The sequence below is a fragment of the Peribacillus folii genome, from assembly GCF_030271255.1.
Classification (GTDB): Bacteria; Bacillota; Bacilli; order Bacillales; family DSM-1321; genus Peribacillus.
Genome location: NZ_JASJOM010000003.1, coordinates 355,266 through 377,007, shown reverse-complemented (window position 1 = coordinate 377,007; position 21,742 = coordinate 355,266). Strand labels below are relative to the sequence as shown.

Below are 21,742 nucleotides of genomic sequence, written 5' to 3'. Positions count from 1 at the left end.
GTAATTATACACAGAAAACAGGAAATGTAAGTGCTTTACCAAAGGGTTTTAATCCATTATATTTACATAAGTTGAAACAACTGGATATATTGAAATAGTATTTTACTCACCAAAGAATAACGTAATAAATGTGTATCTAAACAAACAAAAAAGACCAGGTTGATCTGGTCTCCTTACTTGCATTCTATTTAATGGGCCGTTAAAAAATCAGTCGATCATCTTAACCCTATATCGCAACACAGTTTTTAATTTTGCAGGTTCGACTTTCCTGAAATCCGAAAGATATATTTCTCTATGTTGTAATGAAGTTCTTTCAAGATTATTATGTTCGGTGAATTCTTTCATGAGTTGGAAACTTTGAGGTTCGTCATCATATGGTCCGACATGAAGCATCTGGACAGATAAACCATCTTCAACTGTACCGAACTTTACTTCCTTTAGAAATGGATGAGGTTTCTTTTTCTCTACATGATCAAATGCTCTCTCTACTACTTCTTTTGTGACGAAATCTGGTTGTCTAATCATGATCGTATATAATAATTCTTCTTTAACCAATGTAGTTAATTGCCTGCCCGCTTCTGTTAAATCCCATACACCTTCTAATGGAAATACCGTATATTCGAAATATCCATCGGGAGTGTACCCCTGCTTCGGCATCATTCTCACCGCATACGCTAATGAATAAAGAACGCCTATCTTTTCAGCAAATTCCTGCTCATTTGGATTCCCTTTTCCCTTTATCATAAAAAATTTTTGCTCTGGGATCGTGACAAGTTCAGGTTTTCGCTTTGGAATATATAATTCCTTCTCTTTTTTTCTCCATTCGTATTTCATTATTTTGTTCCCTTCTACTGCTTGATATTTTTGTTATCACTTTTCCATTATACCCCCCGGCTGTGTGCACAGATAAGGGTTTCTAAGCGTTTCTGTCGTAACATCCCGCCCTAAAACAACTCATATGCAGCTTACAAAGCAGGTAAAATACATGGCGTTCTTTCCGGATAACTTTAATATATATAGTCAAGGTTTTTTTGAATTTTTTAAACAGTATAGGCACTTACCCGGTGCCATGGCTGAAAAATATTCGCTTGAATACTTAGGATAACCCTACCTCCAATCGGGATTAAAAAATAAACCAAAAAGAAGCCGCCATCTGGCAGCTAAAATTTCTTTCAATATACTTTTTCAATTTGATGATCGTGATTTTTCTAAGTATTAGATCAGCCCTTCTCATCGTAGGAAGTATATTTTCTTTTAAATTTTCACCATTAATGTCTACCCAAATTTCACTAGCTTTTTCCATTGCTTCTTTCTGGGAAATATCCTTATACCGATGAAAGTAAGATTGTTTATCCTCGAAAGCTGTCTTTTGAAGGAGAAAGAACCTTTCAATATACCATTGCTTTATATCACTTTCTTCAGCGTCAAGATAGATAGAAAAGTCAAAAAAGTCACTTGCAAATAAAGGATTGGAATTTTTGACTTGAAGAACATTAATTCCCTCTACAATAAGGATATCTGGATTTCTTATAATTTTTGTTACTCGGGTACTATGTCGTAGGTTAGATGGGAGTGTACTGGTGCTTCCGCTTTATCCACTCCGGATTTTACTCTAACCATAAAATCAATTAATTTTTGGGTGTCATAGCTTTCTGGAAAATCCTTCCTGCTCAACAGTCCTTTTTTTTCCAAGGTATCCGTAGAGTATAAGAAACCGTCTGTTGTAACCAGATCCACTTTTCTATGGCTTTCCCATTTTGATAAAAGGGTTCTCAACACTCTAGCAGTCGTACTTTTCCCAACTGCAACACTTCCCGCCACTCCAATAATAAAAGGTACTCTTTTAGGGTTTTTACTTAAAAATGAGCAGATAACTCCCTTCCATTGTCTAGCTGCTTCCGCTTTTAGGTTCATTAAACGTGATAAGGGTAGGTAAATCTTCTCCACTTCTTGAAGAGAAATTACATCATTTGTTCCTTTAACATCCTCTCATTCTTTTTTTGATAACAACAGCGGTGTTTTATTACGTAATTCAGCCCATTCTTCTCTATTTAATTCTGTATGGGTTTGAAATATATTCATATCTAAATTTACCTCATTGGTTTTTATTAATTGCTTGTTATATAAATTTACCACGCCTAAATTCAAACAACACGAGTTTTTTAATAGTGGCTTCTCCTACTCTCTGGCCTTTATGTAAGAAAAAACAACCTTGCAATAACATTTTGCTTGCCTTATATAAAGATACCCCTGTAAAAGTAGTGGTATAAGTGAAAGGATATCAATTTTGCTTCAAGTTCTTTTCTTATTTAAATCATCGTCATGCCAATTTCTCAATGGTCGCTTAATAAACTATTGGATTGTCCGCCAAAATGACACAAGAAACAAAATATCACGAATTCAGGGGATGGGTAAATTCAAATAAATAAGACTCGCCACTATTGTTAGATATTATGAGGTGATATGATTCGGCTTTTCCGGGTCATGTAAATAACGCGTTTGAACCCTTTTTTGACGTCAAAACTATTTATGTTTATGTTGACATTTATTCGGCTTGAAAAGAGTAGTTTCCCTCTTTGTAAATTTTCAAGAGGAGTTTCAGCGTAACCCCGAATCTTGTTACACCATGTTTTGCTTCAATCACGTCGAACTTATCGTCTTGACTAAAGCAACATCTTTTTAGGTCTAACTTGCCTCCTTCAAATGTCAGCCACACTCTTAACTTCCATAACAGATAACGTTTCATTTAAGTAGAATGCTTGATGGTCTGTCATTTCTTTTTCTGCTGCTTCCCGAAACTTCCACGAATGACGAATGGCAATGTATTCACCTCCCATTATTTAGACTTCACACATAAGCACGATAAATTTTCATGTTACAGCCTAACCTAGTTATTGCTAACTAAATTTTCATATTTATTCACAACTTACCTGCTTTAATTTGGTATAATTATCCTATAAAGGAGGTGAAAAAAATGACAAATGCCTATCAAAAAATCAATGCAAACGAATTTGCTATGAATGTAATGAAATCCACAGTTGTTTATGGAGACTCCCCAGAAGCCATTGCTGATCAAAAACTAGTGTTGTATTTAGCCGCCTATGGGAAAGCAACAGCATATAACTCACCCATACTTGGTTTAAAAGAGGCTATAAAAAAGAATGAAAGAAGAGACGTTCTCGATTATCTAGCTAAGTTAAGCTTCTAACCTTCTACTCTTTACGTTCAATGTGTGAATGAGTGATTTTTGCTATTGAACCCTTCCTCATCACTCAACCCTTTTTATCACGGCTCCTTACAAGAAACCATAGCTTCTCGCTGCCTACTGACATAAGGTGATAGAAAAATAATTGGTAATGGTGAGACTTGGTTCATGAAGAATGCAATATATTCCTTACCGGAATGTGAGAGCAAGAGGATCATATTTTCATCTTATATTATTTGGCTATTTATACAGGAATGTGGCGAGGAGAATTACTGGGGTTAAAATTAAAGAATATAGACATAAGCCATTTTGTGGTCATTTACCGGAAAAAAGCAATGAAAAACCCCTTTTCATCAGGGTTTTCCATTGCTTTTAATTACATGACCCGTTTGAACATTTTCTCCATTTCATAAATGGAATAGGAGATGATGATGGGCCTTCCGTGCGGGCATGTGAAGGGGTCGGTCGTCCTCCTTAGTTCATCGAGCAGTGCTTGTATTTCGTCATTGCGCAAATGACGGTTTGCCTTGATGGAGGCTTTGCAGCTCATCATGATGGCTGCTTCTTCACGCAGTTTCTTGATGTCCACCTTTTTCATCGATAGCAATTGTTCGATCATTTCTTCCAGGATTTCCTGCTCGATCCCTTTTGGGAACCATTGCGGATGGGACCGGACAATATAGGCGTTGTAGCCAAACTCCTCTAAGTAGACGCCGACTTTTTCCAGCTCATGCTGATATTCATTGATCCTGATGCACTGGTCTGTCGAAAATTCAAGCGTGATCGGGACGAGCATATCTTGCAGCTCATTTTCGACTTGTCCGACTTTTTCTTTAAAATATTCGTATTTGATCCGTTCCTGGGCGGCATGTTGGTCGATGATATATAAGCCATTTTCGTTTTGGGCGAAAATATACGTTCCATGCATTTGCCCGATTGGATACATAGGCGGGACTCGGCTTGCCGATTCAGCCTCCTCGACTTCTTCCTCTTGCTCTACTGTGTAGGTGGTATACCTTTCAGCCGATTCGTAATATGGTTTACTTTCTTCCTCCGGCAATACCGGAATATAGACGTCCGCCATACGCTGCTGATCTTCATTGCTGTAAATCAGTTCCTTGATTGGTTCGAGATTGAAATCAGAAATGAAATCCTCATGATTCTTTTGTTCCTGCTTTTCACGGATCAATGTATCCTTCAAAAGTGACGCTTCTTTCTTCGCTTCTTCAAGGACACGCTTTCCGCTCTCCACGACATGGTCCAAATCCAGCGTTGTTTGCTCACTCTTCGCCTGTTCCGGCTTAGGTGCAGGCGGCGCATACCCGCTTGGAATGAGTGACAGCTTTTTAAACTCAGATTTGATCGTTTCCGATACTAGGCTGAACAATTCCTGCTCCTTGCTGAGCCTTACCTCCATTTTTGATGGATGGACGTTGACATCGACAAGTATCGGATCCATTTCAATATTCAGCAAAGCAATTGGAAAGCGGCCAATCGGCAGCAGCGTATGATATCCATCGAGAATTGCCTTCACAAGTGCATAGTTTTTGATGAAACGGCCGTTTATCATGGTTGAAATATAATTCCGTGAAGCCCGGGTAATCTCAGGCATCACGATATAGCCAGAGATGGTGAAGTCCAGGGAGCTTGCATGTACCGGGATCATCTTTTTGGCGATATTCGTACCATAGATGGCAGCCAGCACCTGCCTGACATCACCGTTACCGTTCGTATGCAGGATGCGCTTCTCATTGTGCGATAAGCGTATCGAAACATCCGGGTGCGAAAGGGCGAGCCTATTGGCAACATCCGTAATATTTCCAAGCTCGGTATGAATGGTCTTCATATATTTCAACCTTGCGGGTGTATTGTAAAATAAATCGGAAACCAGGATATCCGTCCCTTTACGGCTCGACGAAGCCTCAAGTTCCCTAACCATTCCGCCTTCAAGAAGGATACGGGTCCCTGCCCCATCACCTGTGCTCGTTTTCATCTCGAAGCGGGAAACGGAAGCGATACTTGGCATCGCTTCACCGCGGAAACCTAGCGTCCGGATTCGGAACAAGTCATTTTCATCTTTTATTTTACTTGTGGCGTGACGCTTGAACGCCGCCTCTACATCATCAGCCAATATCCCATCGCCATTATCAACAATCCGAATCGAGCCGAGCCCTGCTTCGACCAATTCGATTTCAATGACGGAGCTGTTTGCGTCAATGGCGTTTTCAACAAGTTCCTTTACGACTGAGGCAGGGCGTTCTACAACTTCGCCGGCTGCGATTTTATTTGATAAAGACTCGTCCAGCTGGATGATTTTTCCCATTTGTATCGCCTCGCTTTATTTTCTCATTTCAGCTTCTTCTGTAGTTTGTAGAGGATATTCATCGCCTCAAGCGGCGTCATTTCCAGAATATCAAGAGATTTAATATCATCGAGCACCTTTTTTTCCTTAGGTGAGGAAGTCGTCTTCCCTTTTGGAGCCTCTTCGCCAAAGAAGGAAAGCTGGGCCTCATTGGAGGATTCCGGAACTGCTTCGGCAAGAGGAGCTTTTACCAGATCGACCGGTTGTTCAGGCATGGCCTTTGCTTGTCCATTTTCTTTCTCTAAATGGGTTAATATCGCCGCCGCCCGTTCAATTAACGGCTTTGGTAAGTCAGCTAGCTTGGCGACATGGATTCCGTAGCTTTTATCCGCCGGGCCTTCTTTGATTTTATGAAGGAAAACGACATTTCCATTTTGTTCGATGGCACTGACATGGATATTGCTTAACTTAGGCAAATCCGATGCCAACACCGTCAATTCATGATAATGCGTTGAAAATAAGGTCTTCGCCCCTATTTCCCCATGTATATATTCAATGATGGCTTGAGCAAGAGCCATTCCATCATAAGTGGATGTTCCCCGTCCGATTTCATCAAATAATATCAAGCTATTTTCGGTAGCATTCATGATCGCATTCCTGGCTTCAAGCATCTCGACCATGAATGTGCTCTGACCTGAAATCAAGTCATCTGCCGCGCCAATCCGGGTAAATACTTTATCGAAAATCGGTAATTCGGCAGTGCTTGCCGACACGAAGCAGCCAATTTGCGCCAATATCGATGTCAGTGCCACCTGGCGCATATAGGTGCTTTTCCCTGACATATTGGGTCCTGTTATCAGAAGCAGCTCCCGCTCAACATCCATCAAGCAGTCATTTGGGACATACTCCTGTGATTGGAGGACTTTCTCCACAACTGGATGTCGGCCTTCCTTCAAAACGATTCTCCGGTTATCCGAAAAAATGGGCTTCACGTAATGACGTTCCTCACTGATCGTCGCAAAGCATTGCAGGACATCCAATTCACTGACACCTTTGGCTAAATCCTGCAAACGTGGGATATAACTTTTGACTTCTTCACGCAGATTAAGGAATAAGTCGTATTCCAAACCGATGCTTTTTTCTTCCGCTTGCAGTATCAAAGCTTCTTTTTCTTTTAATTCGGGCGTAATATAGCGTTCAGCATTCGTCAAGGTTTGCTTGCGTTCATAGCGCCCTTCTTCAAGCAAATGTAAATTGGCCCTAGTGACTTCAATATAATAGCCAAACACACGGTTATAACCGATTTTCAAGGATTTGATGCCTGTGCGTTCACGCTCTTGCCGTTCCAGCTGGGCAATCCACGTTTTCCCGTTTCGGCTGGCATCCCTGTAAGTATCCAGCTCCTTATGGAAACCGTCCTGAATGATATTCCCTTCCTTGACGGACAACGGGGGATTTTCCACCAGAGCCGTTTCGAGCAGGTCCGTCACTTCTTCACATGGATCCAATTTATCGGCAAGAATGGTGATGTCCTGATTGGAATCCATCGACTTGACGATTTCACGGATGATCGGCACTTGTTGCAAGGAGCGTTTCAACTGAATCAGGTCCCTTGCGTTCACATTTCCGAAGGCCACCCTTCCAGCAAGCCGCTCCAAATCATATACTTCCTTCAGGCGTTCACGTAAGTCCTGCCGTTCAAAGTATTGATTTTTCAAAGTTTCAACAAGGCTTTGTCTCCGCTCGATCTGTTTTTTGTTAATGAGCGGCCTATCAATCCATTGTTTCAGCATCCTAGCGCCCATCGCTGTTTTCGTCTCATCAAGCAGCCATAATAACGACCCTTTCTTTCCTTTGGAACGGATCGTTTCCGTCAATTCCAGATTCCGTTTACTATAATAATCGATTTTCATATAGTGTGACGTTTCATATGCCAGCACTGGCTGTAAATGATCGAGGCTGCGCTTTTGTGTACGGTATAGATAATTCAATAAACGAGAGGTGGTTGTAGCTTGTTTTGCATCCTTCAATTGCTGCAGCAAGGACAGGAACGACTCGCTTTCAATCAAATTATTCTCGATTGATAGGGCAGCAGCTCCCCGTTCCTGGAGCTTTTTTTTCCAATCTTCAGCGAAATCATCTGCAATGACCACTTCGCTCGCACCAAGTATCGCAAATTCATTGACAACCTCATCGAAACTCTCAATTAACGTGACTTTATTTTCCCCAGTCGAAAGATCATTGTATCCGAAGCCGAATTGACCATCGGGAAAAGCCGTGATGGTGGCGATATAGTTATTTTCCTTTTCACGGAGGCCTTTGCTATCCATTTTCGTTCCCGGTGTAATCAGCTGGACCACTTCCCTGCGCACGACACCTTTTGCTTGTTTAGGGTCTTCCGTCTGTTCACAGATAGCTACCTTAAACCCTTTTTCTATCAATATATCAATATAATTAGCAGCCGAGTGATATGGAATGCCGCACATCGGAATTCGCTCTTCACTTCCACCTTCCCGACTCGTCAAAGTTATTTCAAGCTCCTGGGAGGCATTCAATGCATCGTCAAAGAACATCTCATAAAAATCGCCTAAACGAAAAAATAAAAAGGCATCTTGATACTCTGCCTTAATTTTTAAATATTGCTGTATCATCGGAGTATATCCAGCCATTCCTTCAAAACCTTTCCAAACTATAATCTATTTTCTCAGTCATATCCCCCATTATAACATACGAGAAAGCAACATTGCCTGTATTCAAAATTGCATGGAAAATCAATACGCAGTCAAAAATTGGTGCCTGCCTGCAAAAACCCGCAGTGACTCGTCCACATCAGAAATAAATAAAACCGGATGATAACCTGTCATCCGGTAGTTATTGTCTATATTCTATTCGTCTTCGAATTCATCTAGGAAATCCGGATCTAAATCTTCGAATTCATCATCATCGAAATCACAGCCCCAGTCATCCTCACAGCGGCCATCTGGACTAACGGCGACACAAATTTTCGTTTCGCCGACGACCTCCACAAAGAATTCCCTTTCCACATGGACAATTATCTTTTGTCCGCATGGCGAGATGCAAGCTTCTAAGCAATTCGGCTGTTGGACAGCTTTTGCAACGATTTCATGGTCATCAAGGCAATCGGGATCACGGTATTTAAGCGAAATCACGTCGGTATATTGCACCTTTTCAGTGACAACTTCCGTTTTTGAATTGTGGTTATAGGAATACCAAACGTTGATTTCGTAGCTGCCGTGAATTTCTACCTTTTTGCCGACTTTCTTGGCATCGTATTTATGGTTGATGATCCAACAACCTAGAATGCTAGAAGGATGATGAGCCGGGCAAATGGTGTGAGAGGACTTTGTGAACTTACGTCCCTTTGCCACCACCGCTTTTGTAATTATCTCTCTATATTGTGACATGCTAGCGAACCCTCCTCATACAGTTTCCATTCATCCTATGCGTGGTAAAAGTCTAGTGTGCGTAGAATTTTTTTTGTTTGAAAACTGCTGTAATGTTTTAAACCTAGGTTATTTTATGCGCATGTTTTGGGATATGTGTCACGAATGGGCGCTGTATAAGGATTTGCGGGTATTAAAAAAGCCCTTCTATTTATCAGAAGGGCTGCTTGATATTCATGAACAGCTTCCGCCGCCAGCTTGTACCTGCGAACCTGTTTCGCCGCGAAGGATGTCACCTTCGGTTGCTTCGATGATCAGGTCCGTCACCTTATTCGATACTTGTGACGAAACCATCTGCAATAGATCATTCACGTCAACTTGAGATTGTTTGAACTGTTGAACGATCGGAAGCTCATCCAGTTGTTTTTCCAGTGCTTCGATTTTGTCCTGAACTTGGTTATACGCCTTATCTTTTCCATAATGTTGGAAATTGACCGCCTGTTTTTGCAAACTTTTGATACTGGCGATCATTTCGCGGATTTTTTGGTTTTCATTGATGTGAGCTTCTGCCCGTTTAAAGAAATCGACTTCTTCCGTGCTGGCAATCATTTCAGCAAGCTCCGCCGCTTTTGTCAGAATGTCTTCCTTCGTATACTTCGTCATATTACTCCACCTCGATCGCCGCTGCTTCTTCAACCATATCGCCATTTAATGACCATGTTTTCGTTCCAGTGATTTTCACCTTCACGATTTGACCGATGGCTGATTTTGGTCCTTTGAAGTTCACGAGCTTATTTTTCGTTGTATAACCTGCTAATACTTCCGAATTTTTCTTGCTTTCACCCTCTACTAGCACTTCAACGACCTGCCCGCCATATTCTTTCATTTTCAAGGCGCACGTTTCATTAACGAGGGCGTTCAAACGCTGCAGGCGTTCCTTTTTCACTTCCATCGGTACATTATCCTGCATTTTGGCAGCCGGTGTGCCTTCACGTGGCGAGTAAATGTACGTATATGCTGCATCAAAACCGACTTCACGGTATAAAGACATCGTCTCTTCAAAATGCTCTTCCGTTTCATTCGGGTAACCTACAATGATATCAGTCGTTAACGACGCACTTGGAATGGCTCTCTTGATCTTCCGTACCAGCTCCAAATACTGTTCGCGTGTATATTTGCGAGCCATGATTTTTAATGTATCGGAACTTCCCGATTGGACAGGAAGGTGAATATGATCAACAAGATTGCCGCCTTTAGCGAGAACTTCAATCAAGTGATCATCAAAGTCACGGGGATGACTTGTCGTGAAACGAATTCGCGGTATATCGATTTTACGGATCTCATCCATCAGATCGCCGAAACGATATTCGATATCCGTGAAATCTTTGCCATATGCATTAACATTCTGTCCGAGCAAGGTTATTTCTTTGTAACCCTGAGCGGCCAGATGACGCACTTCCTGGATGATATCTTCCGGCCGGCGGCTTCTTTCCTTCCCTCTCGTATAAGGCACGATGCAGTATGTACAAAATTTGTCACAGCCATACATGATATTGACCCATGCCTTCGTCTTGCCTTTACGCACCTTTGGAAGGTTTTCGATTACATCTCCTTCTTTGGACCAAACCTCGATGACCATTTCCTTGGAAAGATACGCTTCATTAAGAATTTGCGGCAGGCGGTGGATATTATGCGTACCAAAGATCATATCCACAAAATGGTGCTTCTCAAGAATTCGTTTTACGACGGATTCTTCCTGCGACATACATCCGCATACACCCAGCAATAAATCCGGTTTTTCCAACTTCAATGATTTTAAATGACCCAATTCACCAAACACCTTATTCTCTGCATTTTCCCTGATAGCACAAGTGTTAAGTAAAATGACATTAGCGTCATCTACCGTGTTTGTCGGCTGATAGCCAAGAGCAGTGAAAATGCCCGCCATGACCTCTGTGTCATGTTCATTCATTTGACAGCCGTATGTACGGATGTAGAATTTCTTGCCTTCACCCATTCCGCGGAAAACTTCCGGAATTGCAAAATCATCATGATATTCCACTTCCTCTTTGCCTCGCTTTTTCGCATCTTTTAAGGAAGGCGGAATATAAACGGATTGAAAGTATTTGCTGTAATCCTTTTCGGATTTTTTGTCCGCTGAATTATCAGCCTTCACTTGCTGTGATTCTAATCGTTGTTTCTCGTTCATAGTTAATCCCCTTTCAAAATAGTTAGTCTATTTCCATCACCAACTATTTCAAGACCTATCTTGTTCTAATTGCTTTTATGCCGCTTTCATTTTTATAATGACCAGTAATGGTTCTTTTTTTAGTGTGATATACCCACATTAACTTAGTATAAAGCTTTTAAGAATAAGAAACAATCATTCTGTCATGTCATAAGCAATTGTATGAAATATTTCACAATTAAGGAAATTAAAAAGAGGCCTGGTCCGTAGAATATGCTGCGAACCAAAGCCACTCTTATTAAACAAGACGATCACGGTATTTCCACACCGACATCTCCAGCATTGTACTCATGAGTGGCGGCTCGCTCGAGCACTTTACTCGCCAGTTTGCGCTTTACTTCACTCGTGAAATCCCGACTTTTCTCGTGCTTTCTAATTCTTCAAGGTATGAGAAGCACCTTGCCACATTGACCTTTTATCATTAGATCAAAGCCCTTCTCGAAGTCGCTTAATGAGAAGCGGTGTGTAATCATCGGTCTTAAATCGACCTTTCCGCTTCCTAGTAAACTTGATACCTGCTGCCAGGTTGAAAACATTTTCCTGCCGGTGATTCCTTGCACAGTCAGGCCCTTGAATACAATATCCTCGGTTATATTAAGCATGACGGGCTGCGCTGGCAAACTTAGGATCGATATCCTACCTCCATTCGCTGCCATCTTGAACCCTTGATCGATTGCTGCTGGATTGCCGCTCATTTCGCATACGACATCCACTCCATCCGCATTTGTAAGGCGTTGGATGATTTCCAAGGGATCTTCCTTATTTGATTGAATGAAGTGCGTGGCTCCCAGCTTTTTTGCAAGCTGCAGGCGATAATCATTTATATCGAGTGCGATCACTTTGTCGGCCCCCGCTGCCATTGCCACGGCCACGGCCATCAGCCCAATCGGTCCACAACCAATGATGGCTACGGTTTTGCCAAGCACATCGCCAGCAAGCACGGAATGGACGGCATTCCCCATCGGTTCTTGGATCGTAGCAATGTCAGGTGTCATAACGCTTGAATTTTTCCAAAGGTTCTTGGCGGGCAGGGCTATAAATTCCGCAAAGCATCCCTGTGTATCAAGACCGATGATGCTTGTATGTTTGCAAACATGAAACTGTCCCGTTAAACATTGCCGGCAACTACCGCAAACGATATGAGTTTCTGCAGATACAAAATCCCCCACTGAAACATTGACTACATTTGCCCCCTTTGCCACTACTTCTCCAGAAAATTCATGTCCAAATACATATGGCGGATTCACTCTACCTTGCGACCACTTATCCCAAGTATAAATATGAATATCTGTACCGCAGATTGAAGCCATGTTCACTTTTATCAAAACCTCGTCCTCACGAAACTCCGGGATATCGACAACCTGCATTTGTGCCCCATAGCCACGGTGATGTTTGACGATTGCTTTCATCTTCCCATTCAACATATGCATTCCCCCTGGAATAGGGCTGATCATTTCATTCACCTTAATATGTAAAGATATGATAGACCAATCCCAAAAATGCCTTAATCGGTTTCGGGACAGCCGATTCGCATGATTGTACTTTTTGGGGATTCGTACATTTTTGAAAAACCGGACATGTTCCTATAGCATCTTGTCCGCTCCTGAATAAGATATCTTGTACAACAAAAAAAAACCAAGGAGTGACTTATATGTCATGTAACAATAATCACCATCATAATAACAACAATAACAACAATATTAACGATAGGATCGCAGACGATTTTTGCCGTGCTGTAAAAGGTTGTCAAAGACGCGACAACGATCGTGATCGGGATCGGGATTGTGACCGCAATAACAACAACAACAACAACAACAACAACAACAACAACAACCATCACCACTGTTGTTGCAGAAGGAATCGTTGTTGCAATTTCTTCTCATTCGGCTGCGGATGCAATCGTAACTTTTGGTAAGCTCCAACCGAGAGGATGAAAAATTCCTCTTGTAACAGCTTTTCAATAAGATACAAAAAGGGTTCACCCCATCTTAAGGGGTGAACCTTTTCATTTTTTACATAAATTCTGCAACAAGCTTATCAAAATGTGCTTGATCTAGGGTCAGGTCTGATTTATTCAGAGCTTCTTCAGCATACCCTGGCACTAAATCCTGGTATGAAGGGCGTGAAGAGTCTTGATAAATGATTCCTGTCACAAGGCTGTCATGCTTCATCAACGTCTGCATGGCCTGTTCTTTATTTGAAGAATCATACCCTTCGATCGTGTTCAACTTGGTTAAGTTCTGTTTAAACCAATCATACGTATTGATTTTATTATAGGTCACACAAGGAGAGAACACATTGATGAAGGAGAAACCTTTGTGATTAATCCCCGCTTCAATGATCGCCGTCAAGTCCTTCAGGTCAGTGGAAAAGCTTTGGGCAACAAAGGTGGCACCAGCTGATAATGCCAATTCCATTGGCGAAACAGCCTGCTCAATCGACCCTTCCGGTGTGGACTTCGTTTTGAACCCAGCAGCTGAACGGGGAGAAGTCTGGCCTTTTGTCAGTCCATAAATTTGGTTATCCATGACGATATACGTAATGTCAATATTACGGCGGATCGCATGAATGGTATGGCCCATCCCGATTGCAAAGCCATCTCCGTCACCTCCAGAAGCTATGACGGTCAACTCACGGTTGGCCATTTTCACCCCTTGTGCGATTGGAAGCGATCGGCCATGGATGCCATGGAAACCATATGACTTGATGTAACCTGATATGCGGCCTGAACAGCCAATACCGGAAACGACAGCCAAATTCTCTGGCTCCAACCCTACATTAGCCGCCGCGCGCTGCATGGCAGCCTGGACGGAGAAATCCCCGCATCCAGGACACCAGTTAGGTTTTACATCATTCCGAAACTCTTTAAACGTTGCCATATTCGAACATCTCCTTGCATTGTGTGTGAATTTCATGCGGGAGGAAAGGATTGCCATCATATTTTAGGATGCTTTTGATTTTATTAACATGTCCGACATTCATCTTGATGATATTAGCCAATTGTCCAGTCGCATTATTTTCGATAACCACTACCTTCTTCGCCGCTTGCACTAAAGCAAGGACTTCATCAGCAGGGAATGGGTGAATCAAGCGGATTTGTGCATGATTCACTTTCATGCCATCCGTTTCTAATCGGCCAATCGCTTCATCGATCGTCCCGCGTGTTGAATTAAAACCAAGTATTAATAAATCCGCCTCTTCATGCGGAGTTTTTTTGTATACCGGTGTATTGAATGTATTTGTTAAATTATCCAGCTTACGCATCCGTTTATCCATTTGCGCCTTACGATTCAAAGCGGTTTCGGAAGGTCTTCCGGTTTCATCATGCTCTACACCTGTGACATGGTGGATACCGTTTTTCATGCCAGGCACGACCCGAGGTGAAACACCATCTTCCGTAACTTCATAACGCTTGAAGTACGACTTGTTTTCAGACTCTTCAATTTCAAAGTCCACCAATTTGCCGCGTCTTATCTCCACTTTGCTGTAATCAAGCGGCTGAACCGTCTGTTTACCTAAAGAAAGCTGCAAGTCCGATAATACGATGACTGGACACTGATATTCCTCGGCGAGATTGAACGCTTCCGCCGTATCATAGAAAGCTTCCTCGACTGTACTTGGAGCCATGACAATTTTAGGGATTTCGCCGTGTGTTCCATAAATCATGGCCATTAAATCGGATTGCTCCTGCTTTGTCGGAAGCCCGGTGGACGGACCGCCACGTTGTGTATCGACAATGACGATCGGCGTTTCGGTAATGCCCGCCAACCCTATCGCTTCCATTTTCAAGGATAGACCAGGGCCAGCTGAAGCCGTGATGGCACGAACACCGCCATAGTTTGCCCCTATGGCCATTGTGGCTGCCGCAATTTCATCTTCAGTCTGGATGACCGTACCTCCCAATTGCGGAAGTTTTTTAATCAGGTATTCCATGATTTCCGAAGCCGGTGTAATTGGGTAGGCTGCCATGAAGCGGCAACCGCCAGCAACTGCACCCAAAGCGATGGCATCGTTACCGATCATGAACAATCGTTTTTGGCCATCTGCCTTTTCCAGCTCCATTGCACCGAGTTTTTCTCCTAGCAGGACTTCCATTGCCTTGTAGCCAGCAGTAATGGCGTCCATGTTCTTCTTGACAATTTCTTCACCTTTACGGCCAAAAATTTCATCAACGACATCGTTGAAAACGGAAATTTCCATTCCAAGAACGGCACATGTCGCACCGATGGCAACCATGTTTTTCATCAAGGACGTGCCTAGTTCTGTTGCAATTTCCGTAAATGGAACAATATATAATTCTGCCTCCGTATCTTCCGGGCAGACAGGTTTGAATTTTGCATCCGCGATTATGATGCCACCCTCATGTAATTCTTTATAATTGACGTCAATCGTTTCTTGGTCAAAAGCAACTAAGATGTCTAAATCATCAGAGATAGCACGAGTTTCCGTGGTACTTACACGAATTTTATTATTCGTGTGTCCACCCTTGATTCGGGATGAGAAATGACGGTAGCCATACAAGTAATATCCTAAGCGATTGAGGGCAATACAGAAAATCTCTCCTGTACTTTCAATACCTTCACCTTGTTGTCCGCCAACTTTCCATGAAAGTTGATTGATCATGTCTTACACTCCTTTAGAACGTTCGTATATAAATGCATTTAAATGCACCTCTCTTCAGAACATTCGTTTATGTATATTAAATCGTTCTAATTTAGGAAAGGTGTACTAAACGCTTTCAATTCTATCGGTTAAATCATTAAATTGCAACCTTTTTGATTCTATTTTTTATATTTTCAGAATATTTATTCATATCTATATAGTATGAATTAAAAATCTTCTAATGGCTGCCCTTCTTAGCAGGAAAATGACGTGCGAAATTCCCAAAAAGGAGCCCTTCAACAAACTCGCTTGAGTAAAGCCTGTACAATTCATCGATCAAATTATGATAATCTCTGTATGAGGTTAAATTTTCTACCATATGATCGATGCCATCGAAGTCCGATCCCAATCCAATTTGCCGCTCTCCGCCTAAACTGCATATGTGATCTATATGCCCAACAATATCCTTAATTGAAGCGGAGTCGCCATTGGATAAAAATTGCGGGACAAAGGTTACCCCCATCACTCCATTTTTTTGTAAAAGGGCTTTTATTTGGCTGTCTTTTAAATTTCGCGGATGGGCGCAAAGAGAATGTGCATTCGAATGGGAGGCAATGGGAAATTCCGCTCTCTTTATTGTGTCCCAAAATCCAGCTTCCGATAGATGAGATACATCACACCAAATGGCTTTCTCATTCAACAGGGTCACTACCTCTGCTCCAAAATCAGTCAAGCCCGCCCTTCTTGTTTCCAATGCCCCATCAGCTACCAGGTTTGCATGATTCCAAGTAAGCCCTACAGAGGAAACCCCCAGGTGAAGAAGGGTCTTCAATTTCAGTAAATCATTACCGATGCAATCGCATCCCTCCAGCGTCAGCATTGCACCGATTTCCGTTTCTCCAAGAGATTCAATGTCTGACTTCGTCTTTATGAATTTCATTTCCGGCTCAGTTATTATCTTTTCATGAAAAATATCAACCATCGCCAACGCTGCCTGAAATCTCATATCAGGATGGACCTTTTCAGGAATATAGATCGCAAAGCATTGGACCTTCCCCCCTTCATCCAATAATCCCCGCTTGGTTATATGCAATTTGTCACTATCTAAAAAAGATAGATCTGGATCGATGAACATCTTCATCAATACATCACAATGTGCGTCAAAAATTGCCAACGTAATCCCCCTTCATTCTTACATTTCCTATATTCCCCATTATATAACCAACCGTGCTTCCCGTCATTAAGGACAAAAAAGAGCCTGCTCGCCAATGGACAAACAGGACACCTCTTCATGAAGTTATCTTGGTTCAATGATCAATTTTATAGCCGTTCGTTCTTCGCCATCAATAAGTATATCTGTAAAGGCAGGAATACAAATCAAGTCGACTCCACTAGGTGCGACGAATCCTCTTGCGATTGCTACTGCCTTGACGGCTTGATTTAACGCACCTGCACCGATAGCTTGAATTTCGGCTGCTCCTCTTTCCCTGAGCACTCCCGCTAGTGCGCCTGCTACAGAATTAGGATTAGATTTTGCTGAAACCTTTAATATTTCCATTCCTAGTCCTCCTTGTCTTCCCTGCCGATTATGATTTATGGCTCAATAGTTAGAACACTTTCCACTGCTACTATATTCATTAAGTAAAACTTGTATGACAAAGAAAACCGGGATTGTCCATCAAGATTCATTTTGATTAAAAAAATGGATGGACAGCATTTGCTGTCCATCCATTTCAGTTAATTATTAATTATAGGGATGATCTTCATTAATGAGGATCCTATCTATTTTTTTTGCCTTTCCTGTCTTATCGTCAATATCCAGGAGGACCGCGCTTAAAAGGGCCCTGCCTTCCTTAGGCACTTCAAAACGAACCGGCAGGCTTGTAAGGAACCGGTGGATGACTGCGCTTCTTTCCATGCCAAGGATGCCATCATACGGCCCTGTCATACCCACATCCGATATGTATGCTGTGCCGGCGGGCAATATGCGGTTATCGGCTGTTTGAACATGTGTATGCGTCCCTACAACGGCTGTTACCTTGCCGTCAAGGAACCAACCCATGGCCTGTTTTTCGCTTGTGGCTTCACCATGAAAATCGACAAAGATGATCGATGTCCTTTTGAGGGCCATCGAAACGAGTTCTTCCGCTTTTTTGAACGGACAATCCAAATCCGGCATGAACGTTCTTGCTTGTAAATTGATGACCGCTATTTCTTGCTGGTTAAATCTTAAAAATTTAATTCCTTCTCCTGGTACACCTTCTGGAAAGTTTGCAGGACGGACGAGGTATTTCGCATCATCAATGAAATTGAATATATCGCGATTATCCCAAGTATGGTTGCCCATTGTCACTGCCTGTGCTCCCCACTCCAAAAAATTCCGGTAAATCTTTTCCGTAATCCCTCGGCCACTTGCCGCATTTTCCCCATTGATGACCGTAATATGCGGCCGATGCTTTTCCTTCAGTTTTGGAAGGTATTCTTGGACCATTTCACGACCTGGAGACCCTACGACATCTCCAATAAATAGCAGTTTCATTGTAAAACCCTTTCTGAATTCACATTTCTCATGATTACAATATTCACGTATGTATTGTAACATACCATCACGTGATTACCGGACCTGCATCCTATAGAAACTAAAAAAAAGCGAAGTGGTTTGCACCTCTTCGCTTTTTCTTCGATACATTTATTTAGCGTATTCGACCGCTCTTGTTTCACGGATGACCGTTACTTTTATATGTCCTGGATAATCGAGCTCTTCTTCAATCCGTTTCCGGATATCACGTGCGAGTCGATGGGCCGAGAGATCATCTATTTGCTCCGGCTTCACTAGAATCCGCACTTCACGTCCGGCTTGAATCGCAAATGATTTTTCCACTCCATCATATGATTCGGAAATCTCCTCAAGCTTTTCAAGTCTTCTAATGTAATTCTCAAGCGTTTCACTTCTGGCGCCAGGCCTTGCAGCTGATAATGCATCAGCGGCTGCAACAAGCACGGAAATAATGGAGGTTGGCTCCGTATCGCCATGATGTGAAGCGATGCTGTTAATGACAGTAGGATGCTCTTTATACTTAGTTGCCAATTCCACGCCGATTTCAACGTGACTGCCTTCCACCTCGTGATCGATCGCTTTACCAATATCATGCAATAAACCGGCACGGCGGGCAAGAACTTCATCCTCTCCAAGCTCAGCAGCCAGCAATCCTGATAGCTGTGCCACTTCGATGGAGTGCTTGAGCACATTTTGCCCGTAACTGGTACGGAACTTCAAACGTCCAAGTATCTTGATAAGGTCTGGATGGAGACCGTGAACGCCAACTTCGAAAGTTGTTTGTTCACCAATTTCACGGATATGTTCATCCACCTCACGTCTTGCTTTGTCAACCATTTCTTCAATTCGAGCCGGATGGATCCGTCCATCCTGAACCAGTTTTTCAAGAGCCAAGCGTGCCGTCTCACGTCTAATTGGATCAAATCCAGATAAAATGACAGCTTCAGGAGTATCATCAATAATAAGGTCAATACCTGTTAGCGTTTCTAGCGTCCGGATATTGCGTCCTTCACGTCCGATTATCCGTCCTTTCATTTCATCGTTTGGAAGATTCACTACAGAAACGGTGGTCTCTGCAACATGATCAGCCGCACAACGCTGAATCGCAAGAGAAAGAACTTCTTTTGCTTTTTTATCAGCTTCTTCTTTGGCACGGGTATCACTTTCTTTGATCATAAGCGCTACATCATGAGCCAGCTCGTTTTCCATTCGGTCTATAATGATTGCTTTAGCTTCTTCACGAGTTAAACCTGAAACACGTTCAAGCTCTGTTTGCTGCTTACGAACCGTCTCGTCCACTTTGCTTTCCATCTCTTCAATATGCTGTTGTCTTTGGTTTAGAGAATCTTCCTTTTTCTCCAAAAGGCTTTCACGTTTATTCAACGTATCATCCTTACGGTCAAGATTCTCTTCTCTTTGCAATAACCGATTTTCTTGTTTTTGTAATTCATTCCTTCTTTCACGGGATTCCCGATCAGATTCTGAACGAACCTTATGAATTTCATCTTTTGCTTCCAATAGAGCTTCTTTCTTAAGTGCTTCCGCTTCACGTTTTGCATCCTCAAGGATGTGTTCTGCAGAGCCCTTTGCCCCTGCTATTTTACTCTCAAATTTTGATTTGTGAATAAAATAACCAACAACTGCACCGACGATTAGGCCAAGCAAAGTGAAGATGATTGTCATGGGTTCCATCGTTTCACCTCCCCTTGCTATGAACTTTTTACATAAAATGTTGAACTGTCGGCAAGTACATTGCACATAAATTCAATATACAGCACTTAATTTTCAAAATTTTAGTTTGAAAAATTGTAAAATATACATATTAATTGTATAGTTGAGAATTTTTATTGTCAAGCGTTTGTCCCTTATGTATCAATGATTATTCAAGTTTTCTTAAATATACACCCCAGGAAAGCGCAGCATCCTTTATGGAAGGAGACGGAAATGCACTTTATAGACACTGAATTCGCTGAAAATTCCGCACCTTCCAATTCAGGATTTTATAGAAAAGGCCCAAGCATATAAGCTCAGGCCTTTTCCTAGCATCAATCAAGTAGTTCAAACTGTTCCTCGTCCGCATCCTCTGCTGGCAGCTCATGCTCTCCATCAAGATTATAATGATCCCTGATTTTCTGGGAAATCTCCTGAGCTATGTCTTGATTTTCCTTCAAGAACAATTTCGCATTTTCCCGCCCTTGGCCAACGCGTTCATCATTGTAAGAATACCATGAACCGCTTTTAAGGACGATGTCAAGTTCTGCACCCATATCAATGATTTCACCTTCCTGCGAAATGCCTTGGCCATACATGATATCAACTTCCGCTTGACGGAATGGCGGTGCAACTTTGTTTTTCACAACTTTGATTTTGGTTTTGTTACCGACGATCTCATTGCCTTGTTTTAATTGTTCCGCACGGCGCACTTCCAGACGTACAGTCGAATAGAACTTCAATGCCCGGCCTCCAGGAGTCGTTTCCGGATTCCCGAACATAACCCCGATTTTTTCACGGACCTGGTTAATGAAAATGGCGATGGTATTTGATTTATTAATGGCACCGGATAGTTTCCTTAATGCCTGGGACATCATACGGGCTTGCAGACCCATATGGGAATCCCCCATTTCACCTTCGATTTCAGCTTTCGGAACAAGAGCTGCAACTGAGTCAATGACAAGGATGTCAACCGCTCCACTGCGAACTAACGCTTCAGCGATTTCCAAGGCTTGTTCACCTGTATCAGGCTGTGAAAGCAGTAACTCATCGATGTTCACACCAAGTTTCTCTGAATATGCTGGATCCAATGCATGCTCGGCATCGATGAATGCAGCAGTACCCCCGGTCTTTTGTACTTCTGCGATGGCATGCAATGCAACAGTCGTTTTACCTGAACTTTCAGGTCCGTATATCTCAATGACCCGTCCCCTTGGATATCCGCCCACTCCCAACGCAACATCCAATGCCAATGAACCGCTTGAAACCGTTGAAATCCTTCGATCAGACTGTTCTCCAAGTTTCATGATGGAACCTTTACCAAACTGTTTTTCAATTTGTTTTAAAGCCATATCTAAAGCCGCTTGACGATCACTCACTCTGTTTCCTCCTCTATATTCAAATAATCGGCTGATCCGATTAATGATGCTCTTACGATAGCAAATTTCTTTGAGACCGATGTTTGTATCTTGTCTCAAAACCTATCTTTACTATATACTCTTTTTTCTATTTTGCCAAGCAAAAAGTCGAACATTCATTCGTTTTTTTCTTTTCCAATATTCTTCGTAAACATGCATTTTCCCTTAGGGGAAAATTCTTTTTCATTCCTGTTCGGGCATAGTAATGCTAAATCATGGAATTAACTATTTTCTTTTTCCCCATTTTTTCATGAAGCAAACACCTTGAACTGGGTATTCAAAGACAGGACGCCCAA

General features: G+C 42.2%; 15 protein-coding genes and 1 pseudogene. 1 reads left to right on the top strand and 15 read right to left on the bottom strand.

Annotation, left to right across the window (positions count from 1 at the left end):
• Positions 1–207: 207 nt before the first annotated feature.
• Together QNI08_RS06875 and coaA are read right to left on the bottom strand one after the other, a co-directional pair.
• Entirely contained in the window at positions 208–834 is a 627-nt protein-coding gene (locus QNI08_RS06875; RefSeq protein WP_285766673.1) for a GyrI-like domain-containing protein, read from the bottom strand.
• A 289-nt stretch (positions 835–1,123) separates the two neighbouring features.
• Positions 1,124–2,082: pseudogene (gene coaA, locus QNI08_RS22570) on the bottom strand (type I pantothenate kinase).
• Positions 2,083–2,974: 892 nt separating this feature from the next.
• On the opposite strand from coaA, the gene QNI08_RS06865 reads away from it, so the two are divergent.
• Positions 2,975–3,208, top strand: coding sequence for a hypothetical protein (locus QNI08_RS06865; protein ID WP_285766672.1), 234 nt, complete (start codon positions 2,975–2,977; stop codon positions 3,206–3,208).
• Between the two features lie 373 nt (positions 3,209–3,581).
• Here the strand turns inward: QNI08_RS06865 and mutL are convergent, their stop codons facing one another.
• From mutL to recA, 13 genes are all read right to left on the bottom strand, one after another.
• Positions 3,582–5,528: a DNA mismatch repair endonuclease MutL gene (gene mutL, locus QNI08_RS06860; protein ID WP_285766671.1), complete on the bottom strand. Its 1,947-nt coding sequence runs from the start codon at positions 5,526–5,528 to the stop codon at positions 3,582–3,584.
• Between the two features lie 23 nt (positions 5,529–5,551).
• Positions 5,552–8,176 carry a DNA mismatch repair protein MutS gene (mutS, locus tag QNI08_RS06855; protein WP_285766670.1) on the bottom strand — a complete coding sequence of 875 codons (2,625 nt, stop codon included), beginning with the start codon at positions 8,174–8,176 and terminating at the stop codon, positions 5,552–5,554.
• A 216-nt stretch (positions 8,177–8,392) separates the two neighbouring features.
• Entirely contained in the window at positions 8,393–8,932 is a 540-nt protein-coding gene (locus QNI08_RS06850) for an outer spore coat protein CotE (RefSeq protein WP_285766669.1), read from the bottom strand.
• A gap of 213 nt (positions 8,933–9,145) precedes the next feature.
• Positions 9,146–9,574 (bottom strand): YlbF/YmcA family competence regulator, encoded by a 429-nt coding sequence (locus QNI08_RS06845; RefSeq protein WP_285766668.1) that lies wholly within the window; start codon positions 9,572–9,574, stop codon positions 9,146–9,148.
• Between the two features lies 1 nt (position 9,575).
• A complete protein-coding gene (miaB, locus tag QNI08_RS06840) occupies positions 9,576–11,120 on the bottom strand; it encodes a tRNA (N6-isopentenyl adenosine(37)-C2)-methylthiotransferase MiaB (RefSeq protein ID WP_285766667.1) in 1,545 nt (514 codons plus the stop codon).
• Positions 11,121–11,539: 419 nt separating this feature from the next.
• The gene (gene tdh, locus QNI08_RS06835) at positions 11,540–12,583 is read right to left on the bottom strand and encodes an L-threonine 3-dehydrogenase (protein ID WP_285766666.1); all 1,044 of its coding nucleotides are present in this window, start codon (positions 12,581–12,583) and stop codon (positions 11,540–11,542) included.
• 588 nt (positions 12,584–13,171) lie between these two features.
• On the bottom strand, positions 13,172–14,038 hold the full coding sequence (locus QNI08_RS06830) for a 2-oxoacid:ferredoxin oxidoreductase subunit beta (RefSeq protein WP_285766665.1): 867 nt from the start codon (positions 14,036–14,038) through the stop codon (positions 13,172–13,174).
• A complete protein-coding gene (locus QNI08_RS06825) occupies positions 14,025–15,782 on the bottom strand; it encodes a 2-oxoacid:acceptor oxidoreductase subunit alpha (protein WP_285766664.1) in 1,758 nt (585 codons plus the stop codon). The genes QNI08_RS06830 and QNI08_RS06825 overlap by 14 nt, the downstream gene beginning before the upstream one ends.
• A 217-nt stretch (positions 15,783–15,999) precedes the next feature.
• Entirely contained in the window at positions 16,000–16,935 is a 936-nt protein-coding gene (locus tag QNI08_RS06820) for a dipeptidase (protein ID WP_285766663.1), read from the bottom strand.
• Positions 16,936–17,058: 123 nt separating this feature from the next.
• Entirely contained in the window at positions 17,059–17,319 is a 261-nt protein-coding gene (gene spoVS, locus QNI08_RS06815; RefSeq protein ID WP_029281188.1) for a stage V sporulation protein SpoVS, read from the bottom strand.
• A gap of 186 nt (positions 17,320–17,505) precedes the next feature.
• Positions 17,506–18,300, bottom strand: coding sequence for a TIGR00282 family metallophosphoesterase (locus tag QNI08_RS06810; protein ID WP_285766662.1), 795 nt, complete (start codon positions 18,298–18,300; stop codon positions 17,506–17,508).
• 150 nt (positions 18,301–18,450) lie between these two features.
• On the bottom strand, positions 18,451–20,010 hold the full coding sequence (rny, locus tag QNI08_RS06805) for a ribonuclease Y (protein ID WP_285766661.1): 1,560 nt from the start codon (positions 20,008–20,010) through the stop codon (positions 18,451–18,453).
• A 353-nt stretch (positions 20,011–20,363) separates the two neighbouring features.
• A complete protein-coding gene (gene recA, locus QNI08_RS06800; RefSeq protein ID WP_285766660.1) occupies positions 20,364–21,407 on the bottom strand; it encodes a recombinase RecA in 1,044 nt (347 codons plus the stop codon).
• Positions 21,408–21,742 lie beyond the last annotated feature (335 nt).